Source organism: Mycobacterium sp. NPDC004974, assembly GCF_053600815.1.
Window position 1 is genome coordinate 197,669 of sequence record NZ_JBSGAQ010000002.1, and the last position, 13,317, is coordinate 210,985.

Below are 13,317 nucleotides of genomic sequence, written 5' to 3' on the forward strand. Positions count from 1 at the left end.
CTAGCATCGCGCCTATGACGACTCGCGCCCGCTCGGTTGAACGTGCACCAGCTCAAGAGCCCAGTCGCACACCTTTCATCGTGGCGATCGTCGCGTTGGTGGCGGCGTCGGGCGCAGCAGGCGTCGCGATCTGGGCTCTGTTGGATAAGACCGAGGCATCCAACGGCGCCGTGCCGGCGACACCGGCCCCGCCTACCTCCGAACAGATGAGTGCCGCCCGCACGCGCACCTGCGACAACTTCAAGAAGGTCGCCTCCGGGGTCGCCATCCAGACGCACACTCGGCCGGAAGATAATCCCACCTCGGGGCAGGCCGTCGCGGCGAATGCCCGGTTGTCGATGCTCGGCGGTGGCACGTACCTGCTGAACAATATGGATCCGGCCGCACCCAGCGGCCTCAACGATGCGGTCAAAGAATTCGCCGGGACCCTGCAGGCGGTTGCGGTGAACGCGCTGGCCGGCATCGGCAACGATGCGCCCGACCAGGCCGGCTTGCTGCAGAAGGCGCAATCCGAGACCGAGCGGATCGAAGTGCTCTGCAAGTAGTCGGTGCCGCCCGTCAGGGCCGCCGGGTCGATAGCGGCAAGGGGCCCACATCGAATCCGACAGCTCGATAAACTCCGCTTCGGTTTGACCGACGCAACAGCGTCCGGGCGACCCAGGAGGACCGTGACATGCGTCGACAGCGATGGGATGGCAAGCGACCCCTGTCCCCGCGAATAGTGCTGGGGCAGAGGGTCGCGGCGAATCACGATCTATCCTTCCGGTTCCCGACCGAACAGGTCGATGCCGAGACGGATTGGTGCTGCTTGGACACCAGTCACCACCTGATCTATGTGCACCGGGTCGGCCAGTTGCGCTCGATGGAATTCGACGTCGACTGGGGGCCGTCCGGTCGGGCTGTCCTGCGCAAGGGCGACATCTGGGTGATCCCCGCCGGGCACCGGTGCTCATCGCTGGTCTATGGCGACACGGCAAGTTACTGCGAGATCGCCATGCCTGTAGGGATGTTCGGCGATGTAGCCCTTGAACCCCGGATCAACCATCGCGACCCGTTGCTGCAGGATCTGGTCGAGACGGTCTACAACGTCGCCGACCGCGATGATGTCGTCGCGCGGTTACTCAGAGACTCGGCGATCGAGACGCTGCGGTTGATGCTGTCCGATTCGTACACGCCGGTGCGCACCCGCCGCCAGTACGGACCCCATCACCTGGACGCCGAAACCTGCTCATTGCTCGTCGAGTATCTGGAGGACGGTCTCGACACCGAGATCACGCTGGAATCGCTTGCTGCGCTGGCAAAAATGCCGGTGAACACCTTCCTCAAGGCGTTCCGCACGGCGTTTCACAGATCGCCCTATCAATACCTGCTGGACCGCCGCATCGGCCGCGCCAAGACCCTGCTGCTGACGACCAGCTACACCATCACCGAGATCAGCACGATGGTGGGCTTCGCGGCGCAGAACCAGTTCACCACCGCGTTCCGGCGCCGCGTCGGAGTGTCGCCCCGCGACTACCGCACATTGCCGTGATTGGCGACGAGCAGCGGCCCGCCAATCTCACTGACCACCCGATCCGCCGATGCCGAATCCGGACGCGACTACTTTGGTCAGGGAACCCTGACGATAGGAACGGCCGTGGACTCCGACACGATCTGGCGCAATGTCGATGAGCAGCGTGGACAGCTCGCCGATCTTCTCGACACCTTCCAACCCCACCAGTGGTCGACACCGTCACTGTGTGCCGGCTGGACGGTGCGTGAGGTCGCGATCCACATCACGCAGTCCCACGCCAGCATCGGCGAGATGTTGCCGGCCGCGCTCAAGTCGGGCTTCCGGTTCGACGCCATGGTCCGCCGGGCCGCCCAGGACGATCCCGCCGACCCGCCTGCCATCACGGCGCGGCTGCGCGCCATGGCGGGTTCGCGGAAGCGGCCGCCGATGACCAAGGAAGTCGATCCGCTGTTGGATGTGCTGATCCATACCCAGGACATCTGCATCCCGCTGGGCATCGACCGTCCGATGCCCACCGACGCGGCCGTGGCTGTCGCGGAACGGTTGTGGCACATGAAGTTCCCGTTCGCGCCGCAGCGCGATCTACCGGGCTATCGCTTCGTGGCCACCGATGCTGATTTCGCCGTGGGGCCGGATTGGGGTGGGCGCCGCGAGGCACCGATTCGTGACATCGTGCTGATGCTCTCGCGGCGACGCGATGTGCCCGACGCCGAACGCGAGGCCGACGGCGAGTCCGAAGTGGACTAGCGGCCGTTCTGCACCTCGTGCAGCCGTTTGTACAGGCCGTCCTGGCCCATCAAGGTCTGATGATCGCCGCTCTGTGAAATACGCCCGTCTTCGAGCACCAGGATCCGGTCGGCCACCGCGGCAATGAAATCCAGGTCATGGCTGACCACCACGCAGGTGCGGTCCTTGGCGTAGCCACGGATCACCCCGATCATGCGGGCCCGCTCGTCGGCGTCGAGGTTCTCGGTCGGCTCGTCGAGCAGCAGGACTTCGGGCCGGCGCAACAGACAACGCGCGAGGGCGATCAGGCGCTTCTGCCCGCCGGAGGGGATCTGAACGTCCACCACCGTGTCGTAGCCGTCGTGCATCTGGGTCGTGATGATCGAGTGGATGTGGGCTTCGGTGCAGGCTTCCTCGATGTCGGCATCGGTGGCGTCCGGCCGCGCCAACCGGATGTTCTCCCGGATGGTGTCCTTGGTGAAGAACGGGAACTGGGCGAGTTTGGACACCTGATCGCGCAGCGACTCTATGGTTACGGTCGAAATATCATTGCCGTCCAACAGAATTCGTCCATGTTGGGGATCCCGGAACCGCAGCAGCAGGTTGAACACCGTCGACTTGCCCGACCCGATACCGCCGACCAGTCCTACCGTCTCCCCCTCGGCGATCGAAAACGACAGCCCTTCGACGATGTTCCGACCGGGCGTGTAGGCGAAGGTCACGTCCTCGAAAACCACGTTGCCGTGCACCTCACCCAGCGCTACGGCATCCTCGGCTTCGTGCACCGAGGGCTTCGTGTCCAACAGTTCGTAGGTGGACGTCACATTCGGCGCCAGGGCCTTGTATGTGGTGTAGGCCCCGAGAACCCGTTGTGCGGCACTGAACATCACCGGAACCACACCCGCGAAGACCAAAAGTCCTGCGAATGTCAGTCCGAAGTGTCCGCTGAGCCCGACGCCGACCAGGAGCACGACCACGGTGCTGAGCGCGACGAAGATCTGTGAGCCGTTGACGGTGGCCTGCATCCACACCACCGAGGCCGCCGATCCCTTGGCGGCCTCCTCCGAGACGGCATGAAATCGCTTGCTCCGGAGCGGTTGCGCGTTGAACGTCTGGATCTCGGCGATCCCGCTGATCGTCTGCTCGACCTCGGCGGCCATCGCCCGCTCGGCATTCATCACCCGGTGCATCACCGCCTGTACGTGGCGGCCGGCGAATCTGAGGGTGATCAGCGCCAGCGGCGTGAGTACCAGTGCGGCCACCGTCATCTGCCACGAGATGGCCAGCAGGTAGCTGATCACTACCACCAGCACTGCCGCATCGATCAGCGGCGGCAGCAGACAGTCGGTCAGAAGCCGTTGCACACCGGCAGATTCCGTCATCACCCGGTGCATCAGCTCGCCGCTGCGTGAGGCCAGAAAGAAATCCAAGGACAGCGACTGCATGTGGTCGTGGACGCGCTGGCGGATGTCCACCAGCAGCACCCGTTCGACCTTCGCGCCGATCCATGCGTTGACGAAATACATGAGCTGGGTCAGGACCAGCGATGACGCCCAGACAGCCAAAAGCACCGCGAACGGCACCGTCACGGCCAGAGAATGCAGCACCCCGTCCTGGCGGGCCACCAGCGGACCGCGCAAATCCCATACGCTGCTGAGGTTTCCGCTGTTCCCGGCGTCGGCGATGACCTGGACCATCGGCCCGAAGGCGGCCACGGTGATATAGGGCAGCGCCGAGGCGATCCCGCCGATCACCAGCAGCAGGGCCAGCACTCCCCGGACCGCGCGGAGCATGCTCAGACTGCGCCACACCATATGCAGCGACGACGCCACTGTGGCCACCGGCACCCCCTTTTCCCGCGAAGGCTATCGTGCGGGTTCAGTCGCTGTCGCGCGGAGCATCCGGCACCGTGGCGGGCGCTTCGTCGTCGAAGAACTGCCGGATCGCAGCGAATCCCCCGTGCCGGGATGCCTCGTAGGCCCAGATCGCGGCGATGATCGGCAGCGGCCCGAACGCCACCCACCACCGCGCCGACGGTGGGACCAGCTCGGCGATCACCTGGGCGCTGGACTGATCGTCGACGACGGCAGGCAACCATTCGTGCAACAGGATGGTCAGCATCCGCGTCGCCTCGAACGGTCCGGCGATGGTGGCCAGCACCCAACTCAGGCACGCGATGATCAGCGCCCACGGCCAGGCCAGCAGCAGCGACTGGTCGTCGACGATGTCGGCGGCCGAGCGGATCGATTCGGCGATGAACGAGAACCCGAGCGCCACCAGCAGCACACCGATCTGCGCGGCCAGCAGGTCGTCGAGCACCGAGTTGGCCAACTCGTCGCCGCTGCGCGTCGGCAGGCCGAACGCCAGCGACAGCAGGCCGGCCAGCAGGGCCAGCAGCGTCAGCGCCGATGTGGAGTCGTCGATGCGCATGAACGAGTCGGTCAGGATGCGCATCACCAGGCGCGACGAGGACGACGGCCGGGTGCGGTACAGGATCATCACCACCAGGCCGGAGATGACGATCGCGATCAGCCAGGCCACCACGGCGGCACAGATGATCACCAGTGCCAGCGAGCCGATGACCGGGACCAGTTGCTCGTTGGCGGTCTCCCCGTTGCGAACCACGAGCAGGGGCACCAAACCGATGGCCACCACTCCCAGGGCGCGCACCAGGATCGGCAGGGTGAATCCGGCGATGTCACCGGCATCGAAGTCGGGATCGGTGCGGCGGATCGCGGCGATCTCGGCGCTCATCACAGATCGCGCCCGGCGGAACGACATTCTGCGCGCCACGAGGGGAATCTAAACGGCGCAGCGCTCCCTGGTCTTGGGGACACGCCACGCTCAGCGCAGGTAGAGCTCGCCGCCGGTCGGGTAGCCGCCCCCCTTGGTGGTGAGGTGGACATGGTCGTAGTGGCCGTAGCCTCCGGCCTTGGCCCCGCCGTCGGGCGTGTAATAGGTGCCCCGCCAGATGGCGTCCTGCAGGGCGAACCGGTCGGCGTTCTTCAGGGCGTAGGCGACGATCCGGTTGCCGAGTTCGATGCCGTGGGCGCTGCCGGGGTTGGGGATCATCACGTCGAGCGCCAGACCGTTGGGGTGCCAGCGCAGCGCGTCCGGCCGGACGCCGCCGATGTCATGGATCTCCGGGAAGTCGGCGCTGACGCTGCGCGACGCGAGGATGGTTTTGACCTGCAGGCCGCGCTCCGGGGCATCGCCGACGGGCAGCAGCTGCGGGATGTTGATGACGCGCCAGCGGGACGCCGTGGCGGGCGGCGCCTGCTCGGCGCTCAGGCCCACGGTCTGCGCGACGACAGGGGACGCGGATGCGGACGGCGCGGTCACGATCTGCAGGCAGCACGGCGGCTCCTGGGCCGGCGCGGGTGCCGCGACAGGTTTGACCGAGTCGGAAAAGGGGGATGGAGGAGCATCACTGCCGCCTGCGAAGAACGCAGCGACCGGCGCGATGATCGCAGCCGCTACAGCCGGCAGTTTGCGCTGACCGGGGCTGGCTAATACGTGTCGGCCCACACGGGCACCATACGGGTACTTATCTGGCGTTGCAGCAACCACTCCTCTGTTCTGAGAGTTTCCTCAGAAACCTGTCAAGGACATTTGCGGCGTGTTTACGCAGGTCAAAGGTCACGAATTGGTCACGGGCGCGCGGACCTTTTTAAGGACCGCCATCACGTGGTGGCAGGTATTTCAATGCAAAAACAACCTCGGTCCTGCCTCCCGGTCGTTACGCTCCTGTCCAGATTTACGGAGCCGCAAATCGCCCAGGAGGTTGTCTCGTGTGGCGATGAAGCCCTGGAATGACGACCGGCCGCTCACCCGACGCGTGGTGTTGGGCGAGACGGCCGTGGCCACTCGCGGCCTGTCCCTGCGATTCGCCACCGAGCAGATCGACACCACGACCGATTGGTGCTGTTTCGACGACTCCCGTCACCTGGTCTTCGTGCACCGCGCCGGACGTCTGCGCTCGATGGAGACCGATCTGGACTGGGGCCCATCGGGCCGGGCGCTGCCGAGCGTGGGCGACGTGTGGGTGGTGCCGGCCGGGGACAAGTGCGCGTCACTGGTCGAAGGGGACACCGCGGGATACTGCGAGATCGCCATCCCGGATCACCTGCTCGGCGAGACGACGCTGATTCCGCGGGTCAAGCACCACGACCCGCTGATTCATCAGATGGTGGAGCGCATCCACGACGTCGCCGATCGCAAAGACGCGGTCGCGCGTCTGCTCACGGCGTCGATCGGTGAAACCCTGCGACTGCTGATCACCGACAACTACACGGAGTCCGTCCAGCGCCGGACCGAGCGCAAGGCCGACGTCCTGGATTCAGCCACCCGTTCGATGCTCATCGCGTTCCTCGAAGACAGCATGGATTCCGAGATCACTCTGGAAACACTTGCGCGGCAGGCGAAAATGTCGGTGGGCGGCTTCATCAAGGCATTCCGGGCAGCGTTTCACACCACCCCGTACCAGTTCCTGCTGGAACGACGGATCGAACGCGCCAAGTCCCTGTTGCGGAACACATCGCATACCGTCACCGAAGTCAGTGCGATGGTGGGGTTCTCGACGCCCAATCATTTCGCCACCGCGTTCCGGCGCCGCGTCGGGGTCTCGCCGAGCACCTACCGCGACCATCGCTGAGAGCACGGCCGTCGGCCGATCTAAGTCAATAATTCGAACGTGCAAAAGAATGCGAATGTCGTTCGGCGACTTTCCAGATACCTTCGCGCGGTCAGCAACAGCTGACATCCCCGCTGTTGCGAAGGAGACCTTCTTGAACCTCGCTCTACGGCCGTATATGACGGCCGGTGTCGCCTTGGTCGGCGCCGGCGTCATCGCAGTCACCCCGGTGGCCGCGCCCCCGCCTGAAATGCAATCCCACTCGATACAACTCAGCGCGGCGATCGATGACCCCATCGAGGTCTTCTCCCCGGTATTCGCCCAGGCGAGCACCGTGATTCAGAATGCGATCCAAGCCGAGATAGACGATCCGTTCCCCATCATCGTCGGGCTGGCCGGCAAGCTCGCCAAGGACGGCAAAACGCTTGGTGACATCGCCAGTACGCTCGGCCAGTCCTACGCCGGGCTGGTGGCCGGCCTCCCGGGGGCATTGACCACCTACGCGCAGAAACTGGCGGCCGGCGATTTCACCGGGGCAATCGGTGCGTTCATGCCTATCGCCATGGGACCGTTCATTACCACGTTCATGCAGGTCATGAACTTGCAGAGCTTCGTGAAGACCCAGTTCGATGTCGCGAGGGATTTGACCGGTGCCGCGATCCTGACCGCCTGGTCTCTCGGGCCTGGTCAACTACTGTCGGTGTACGGCGTCATCGGCGCGGTAACCAATACGCTCGGCGATCTCGTAAAGGCAGTGCCCACAGGCGATCCCGGCACGATCGTCAACGTCATCCAACACGGCATCGCCAATATTGCAACCGCGACTCTCGGCGCAGTCGATTTGTACCGATTTGTCGTTGACGACGCGCGAACCAAGTTCCGCGACATCCTCAACCCGCCGCCGCCGGAGCCCGAAGAGCTCACCGCTGCGGTCACCTCGAAGGTGACGGCGCTGTCACTGCCCGCCGCCGAGGCTCCGGCAATCGAGGCGCCTGTCACAGCACACGTAAGCGAAACCACCAGCGGCACAACAGTGAGCGACGCGGCAGCCTCATCGGCGGCAGAAGCAACTGAAGCAGGTCCCGCGGCGGCCGCCTCGGACACTTCAGCGGAAACAGTCAGACCGGCCGTGCGCGAGAGCCTCGTCGCTGTGCCCGGGAAGGCCGGGATAACAAGCACGACCAAGAAACCCGCCGCCAAGTTCGTCTCGGAGGTACGCGACGGAATCTCCGCCACGGTCAACAAGATTGGCGAAGACGTGAAGAAGACACTCGCCAAGCCTGAGAAAAAGTCAACGAGTGCTTCAGCCCATGCCGACAAGGCGGGCGACGCCGGCTGACACCGACGCGCCGGCCCCTCCTAGGCGAGGGGTCGGCGCACGTCCGGCGATCACGAACGCTGACGGTAACCACTGGGCGAGATTCCCACGCGCCGCCGGAATGCGTTCGCGAAGTGACTCGGCGTGGAAAACCCCACTGATGACGCGATTTCCGCGACGGTCTGCGAGGTGGTCAGCAGCAATGTCTTCGCGCGTTCGATCCGCAGGTCCAGCAGGAACTGGTACGGCGTGGTGTGAAAAGCACGACGGAAAGCACCGATGAATCCTTGAACAGGCATCCCGGCCAGCCGCGCCAGAGCGTCCAGATGGATCTCCGAATCCAGGCCGTCGTTGAGATGCTCGACCAGCATCTTGCGCGTAGCGGTGTCGAAGACCCGATGTTCGCGCGCCTTCGGCGGCGCCTCGGCATACTTGTCCCTGATCAACAGGCGCATGGTCTCGGCGACGGAGTCGGTGAGCAACCGCGCGATCGCATCATCCCGATCGGCGACGGTGTAGATCTCCTCGACCAGGTGCTGCATCAGCAGATCCCGGTACTTGATGCGGGGTAGCAACGCGGTGTCGCCGATCACCCGACGCGGAATGGCGATCTCGCAGTATCCCGCGACATCGCCCTGCACCAACGCCGCGCATGGAATACCGGCGGGCTTCCACCACACGTCCCCCGATGTCGGCGGCACTTGCCCGGACGGCCCCCAATCGAGCGCGGTCTGCATCGAATGCATTGCGCCGCCGCGGTATACGTACACCAGATGATGGGTGTCGCTGAAGCTGCACCAATCCGTGGGCTCCGTTATCCGCTCAGTCCCGAACGTGAACGACAGCCCCCGAGCCGCGACATCCTTCTGCTCCAGCACGACGCGCGGAGTCAGCGGCCGGCCACCATCCCACGGCTTCAATCCCATGCGAAAACCCCCAGGCACAACAATCGCGATCGGCGCCAGGCTACGCCCCCGACGGCCCGAAACCGACCGATTGACCCGAGTCGCCCCATCTCGAAGCCCTTGACCGGAATATTTCGCAAGGCAAACAGAATGTGAATGCGGTCTCGCGGTTCAGACCGTACTTTTCGGCCCGTCAGTGACAACTGACACCCTCATCTGAACCGAAGGAGACCGAGTTGAGTCTCGCTCTACGACCCTACGTAACCGCAGGCGTCGCCCTCGTCGGCGCCAGCGTCATTGCGGCCACCCCGATAAGTCCTCCCCCGATTGACTTCGACGCCGCCCTACCGCAAGTTTCGACGGCGTCGGTGGAACTCACTGCCGCCGTCGATCCCATCGCGGCTTGGGCGAACTTGTTCACACACACACCCGAGAACTTGTTGGCGCTAGGCAATCTGATAGCCAAGAATCCCGCCCCAATCCTCGGGCAGATCGTCGCCAACTGGTCGGGCTACGGCCAAACGCTGGGAACAGCACTCCAAACGGCCGGGACGGCTCTCAGCACCTATCTGACGATCACTCTGCCCACTGCCCTTCAGAAGTTCTCCAATCAGCTGATGTCCGGTGATATGCAAGGCGCCGCACAGACGTTCGTCGACGCCATTACCAGCCTGGCCTACGGCGCAGGGCTCCCGATGCTGAACGTCTTCAGCATCCCCGTCCACATCACGCAAAACTTCGCGAATGTGGTCGCTACCCTGGGCCCGAACCTCATGGGGGTGGTGGCTAACGTCGGCCTCAGCGCTGTGGCGATGGTGGTTGGCACCAGCTACGCGGCAGGCGACAGTGCCCGAGCGGTCGTAGACGCGATCAAAGACGGGGACCCGGTCGGGGCATTCAACGCGCTCGCAGCCATGCCCGCGATCGTCGCGGACGCCCTAATCAATGGCTACGACAGTCCAGCCAGGGGCATCCTCGCCCCCGGGCTTCTCTCTTTCGAGCATCCCCCAACACCCGACACGCCGCCCTGGGAGGGCTGGTGGTCCGACGGCCCCATCGCAAGACTGCTGAACAGCCGCCTGACGATCGCCAAGGCGATCGGTTGGCAAGATCCGGCAACACCTCCCGCGCTGTCAGGGCTGTTTGGAACCGGCTCCAAGGCAACCACGTTGTCACCGAAGGCTACGGTTCCGGATGCTGTAACGGCACCGACGGTGACGCTGTCGACAGATCCGGCACCAGCCGCACCTGAGACTGAAACTGCTTCTCCGGAATCAGCTGCGACAGAGGATGTTACGCCCAAACCCGCCAAGCAGGCGGCAACTTCGCTCGTCCGCCAGAGCTTGGTCGCAACCCCCGGCAAGCCCGGCGCTCTCGGCACCACCAACAAGCCGGCCGAAAAGGTGGCCTCGGATGTCCGCGACGGAATCTCGGCCACCGTCAACAAGATCGGCGAAAGCGTCAAGAAGGCCTTCGCCAAGCCCGAGAAAAAGTCAGCGAGCGCGTCCACCGGTGCCGACAAGAATTCCGGTTCCGGCAGTTCGGGAGATGCCAAGTAGCACCGACGCAGGCGCCCCCGCCCTCGCCTAACGGCCGGGCGGGGGTCGACTGCCACGTGAAGCCGCTTCTACGGCACGGTCACCACCGCGGCGATCGAACGCGATCTGCACCGAATGCATTGACCCGCAGCGGTTTACGTACGGGGCCAGCAGCCGACCACCATCCCACGGCTTCAATCCCATCCGAACAACCCCCAAGCACAACAATCGCGATCGGCGTCAGGCTACGCCCCTGATGACCCGAAACCGACCGATTGACCCGAGTCGCCCCACCTCGAAGCCCTTGACCGGAATTTTTGAAAAGTCGAAAAGAATGTGAATGCGCGTCTGCGGTTCAGACCGTACTTTTCGGCCAGTCAGTGACAACTGACACCCTCATCTGAACCGAAGGAGACCGAGTTGAGTCTCGCTCTACGACCCTACGTAACCGCAGGCGTCGCCCTCGTCGGCGCCAGCGTCATCGCCGCAACACCCCTCGCCCCACCCGCACCCGACGTCCACCTACCCACACTGCCGTCGCATGCGTCAGTTGAATTGTCGGCATTCACCAACCCGCTCGACACCTGGGCCTCCGTGCTGACGGCGACCATTACCGACGTCGGAGCACTCGGCCAGGCCATCGCCGAGAACCCGGCGCCCATCCTGCGCCAGGTGATCGCCAATCAGCTGGCGAATGCCACCAAGCTGGCCGGTATCGGGCAGACGATGGCCACCGCCATCGGAGGTCTGCTAGATCCTAGTAGCCCGTACAGTTCGGTCAGCTTGTTGCAGCAGGCAGTCAGCCAAGCCGCGGCAGGTGATGTCGCGGACGCCATCGACAGCGTTTACAGCGCACTCATCGTGAACCCCGCCTTCAGCGTCGGGTTCCCTCTGCTCGGTACGTTTGACGTGATCAATGGAGTGACGACGAACGTCCAAAAATTTGTCGCAATGGTGCCCAACCTTGTCATCGCCGCGGGTATGACTTTCGCTTTCGGCACCTTGGGCAGCATCAAAGGGGCGCTTCAGGACAGCGCACAAGGGTTTGTCGATGCGGTCAAGACCGGTGATGTCGAAACGGCAGCAAGTATTGCACTCAATGCACCTGCCGTCCTCGCCGGAGCCGCGCTGAACGGATACGCCCCATTCGATCACGGCGGACTGCTCGGCGTGGATGGCCCGATCAGAGCCTTTGTGGACTGGCAAGAGCGTGCCGCCGAAGCAATCGGGAAGCCAAAGCCGCCGATCACATTCACATTGCAGTCGGCTGAGGTGTCCAGAGTTCCAGAGGCTGCCGTGGCGCCGACGGTGGCATTGGCAATAGATCCGGCACCAGCCGCGCCTGAGACCGATACTGCTTCTCCGGAATCAGCTGCGACAGAGGGTGTTACGCCCAAACCTGCCAAGCAGGCGGCAACTTCGCTCGTCCGCCAGAGCTTGGCCGCAACCCCCGGCAAGACCGGGTCTCTCGGCGCTACCAGCAAGCCGGCCGAAAAGGTGGCCTCGGATGTCCGCGACGGAATCTCGGCCACCGTCAACAAGGTCGGCGAAAGCGTCAAGAAGGCATTCGCCAAGCCCGAGAAGAAGTCAGCTACCGCCTCCACCGGTGCCGACAAGAGTTCCGGTTCCGGCAGTTCGGGAGATGCCAAGTAACACCGACGCAGTCGACCTGGCCGGGATCGTCACTCGATCGCGGCCAGGTCGCAGCCGCCCAGGTTGAGTCAGCCGTTGATTACTCAGGGAGTCTGCGTGTGGCACTGAAACCGTGGAACGACGATCGGCCCCAGGCGAACCGTATCGTGTTGGGCGAGAGACACATCGAGTCCCGCGGCATGTCCATGAGGTTCGCGACTGAGCAGATCCACACCACCTCCGAATGGTGCTGCCTAGACGAAACCCGCCATCTGCTGTTCCTGCACCGGGCCGGGAAACTGCGCTCGATGGAGACCGACTTGGATTGGGGCCCCTCGGGCCGGGTCCTGCCCAAGGTCGGCGACATCTGGGTGGTGCCGGCCGGCGACAAATGCGCGTCCCTGATCGAAGGCGACACCGTCGAATACTGCGAGATCGCCATCGCCGATCAAGCTCTTGACCCAACGACGCTGGTTCCTCGTGTCAAACACCGCAACCCACTGATCCATCAGATGGTGGAGCGCATCTACGCCGTCGCCGACCGCGACGACACAGCCACCCGACTCCTTACCGACTCGCTCGCCGAAACCCTGCGCTTGGTGATCGCCAAAACCTGCGCGGTGACCCCGCCTCCCCAGGCCGCACGCCGGTCCAGCACCCTGGACGCGGCCACCCGCGCAAAGGTCATCAAGTCTCTAGAAGACAGCATCGACTCGACGATAACCCTCGAAACCCTTGCGCGGCAGGCAGACATGTCGGTACCCGGTTTCATCACGGCATTCCGCGCCGCGTTCCACACCACCCCGTATCAATACCTGCTCGACCTACGGTTCGAACACGCCAAGTCACTGCTCCGCAAGTCATCGCGAACTATCGCCGAAATCAGTGCAATGGTGGGCTTCTCGCGGCCGAGTCACTTCTCCACCGCCTTCCGGCGCCGCGTCGGGGTGTCACCACGGGTCTACCGGGACGGCTGCTGAGCGCCGTCGACGTGCCCGTCGAGGTGACAATTCAAACGTGCCACAGAATGTGAATGCCGTTCTGCGGCTTTC

The 13,317-nt window shown here is 64.2% G+C and carries 12 protein-coding genes; 8 read left to right on the forward strand and 4 right to left on the reverse strand.

Annotation, left to right across the window (positions count from 1 at the left end; all coding sequences use genetic code 11):
- The first annotated feature begins 14 nt into the window (after positions 1–14).
- The 3 genes from ACWEFV_RS05865 to ACWEFV_RS05875 all read left to right on the forward strand — a co-directional run bounded on the left by ACWEFV_RS05865 (position 15) and on the right by ACWEFV_RS05875 (position 2,260).
- A complete protein-coding gene (locus tag ACWEFV_RS05865) occupies positions 15–545 on the forward strand; it encodes a hypothetical protein (RefSeq protein ID WP_450069412.1) in 531 nt (176 codons plus the stop codon).
- A gap of 263 nt (positions 546–808) precedes the next feature.
- Positions 809–1,531 (forward strand): helix-turn-helix transcriptional regulator, encoded by a 723-nt coding sequence (locus tag ACWEFV_RS05870; protein ID WP_450069413.1) that lies wholly within the window; start codon positions 809–811, stop codon positions 1,529–1,531.
- A gap of 105 nt (positions 1,532–1,636) precedes the next feature.
- Positions 1,637–2,260 carry a maleylpyruvate isomerase family mycothiol-dependent enzyme gene (locus ACWEFV_RS05875; protein ID WP_450069414.1) on the forward strand — a complete coding sequence of 208 codons (624 nt, stop codon included), beginning with the start codon at positions 1,637–1,639 and terminating at the stop codon, positions 2,258–2,260.
- Here the strand turns inward: ACWEFV_RS05875 and ACWEFV_RS05880 are convergent.
- The 3 genes from ACWEFV_RS05880 to ACWEFV_RS05890 form a co-directional block, all read right to left on the reverse strand.
- On the reverse strand, positions 2,257–4,080 hold the full coding sequence (locus ACWEFV_RS05880; protein ID WP_450069415.1) for an ABC transporter ATP-binding protein: 1,824 nt from the start codon (positions 4,078–4,080) through the stop codon (positions 2,257–2,259). The two genes, ACWEFV_RS05875 and ACWEFV_RS05880, sit on opposite strands and share 4 nt — an antisense overlap.
- Positions 4,081–4,117: 37 nt before the next feature.
- Positions 4,118–5,020 carry a hypothetical protein gene (locus ACWEFV_RS05885; RefSeq protein ID WP_450069741.1) on the reverse strand — a complete coding sequence of 301 codons (903 nt, stop codon included), beginning with the start codon at positions 5,018–5,020 and terminating at the stop codon, positions 4,118–4,120.
- A gap of 63 nt (positions 5,021–5,083) precedes the next feature.
- Complete coding sequence (locus ACWEFV_RS05890; RefSeq protein WP_450069416.1) at positions 5,084–5,767, reverse strand: hypothetical protein; 684 nt, start codon at positions 5,765–5,767, stop codon at positions 5,084–5,086.
- Positions 5,768–6,038: 271 nt separating this feature from the next.
- Between ACWEFV_RS05890 and ACWEFV_RS05895 the strand changes: the two genes are divergently transcribed.
- Together ACWEFV_RS05895 and ACWEFV_RS05900 are read left to right on the forward strand one after the other, a co-directional pair.
- The gene (locus ACWEFV_RS05895) at positions 6,039–6,893 is read left to right on the forward strand and encodes a helix-turn-helix transcriptional regulator (protein ID WP_450069417.1); all 855 of its coding nucleotides are present in this window, start codon (positions 6,039–6,041) and stop codon (positions 6,891–6,893) included.
- 55 nt (positions 6,894–6,948) lie between these two features.
- Entirely contained in the window at positions 6,949–8,211 is a 1,263-nt protein-coding gene (locus ACWEFV_RS05900; protein ID WP_450069418.1) for a hypothetical protein, read from the forward strand.
- A 50-nt stretch (positions 8,212–8,261) separates the two neighbouring features.
- Here the strand turns inward: ACWEFV_RS05900 and ACWEFV_RS05905 are convergent, their stop codons facing one another.
- Positions 8,262–9,116, reverse strand: coding sequence for a helix-turn-helix domain-containing protein (locus tag ACWEFV_RS05905; RefSeq protein ID WP_450069419.1), 855 nt, complete (start codon positions 9,114–9,116; stop codon positions 8,262–8,264).
- Between the two features lie 215 nt (positions 9,117–9,331).
- Here ACWEFV_RS05905 and ACWEFV_RS05910 point away from each other — a divergent pair, with 215 nt between their 5' ends.
- From ACWEFV_RS05910 to ACWEFV_RS05920, 3 genes are all read left to right on the forward strand, one after another.
- Positions 9,332–10,654: a hypothetical protein gene (locus ACWEFV_RS05910; RefSeq protein WP_450069420.1), complete on the forward strand. Its 1,323-nt coding sequence runs from the start codon at positions 9,332–9,334 to the stop codon at positions 10,652–10,654.
- A 534-nt stretch (positions 10,655–11,188) separates the two neighbouring features.
- A complete protein-coding gene (locus ACWEFV_RS05915; protein ID WP_450069421.1) occupies positions 11,189–12,286 on the forward strand; it encodes a hypothetical protein in 1,098 nt (365 codons plus the stop codon).
- Between the two features lie 98 nt (positions 12,287–12,384).
- Positions 12,385–13,245 (forward strand): helix-turn-helix transcriptional regulator, encoded by an 861-nt coding sequence (locus ACWEFV_RS05920; RefSeq protein ID WP_450069422.1) that lies wholly within the window; start codon positions 12,385–12,387, stop codon positions 13,243–13,245.
- Positions 13,246–13,317 lie beyond the last annotated feature (72 nt).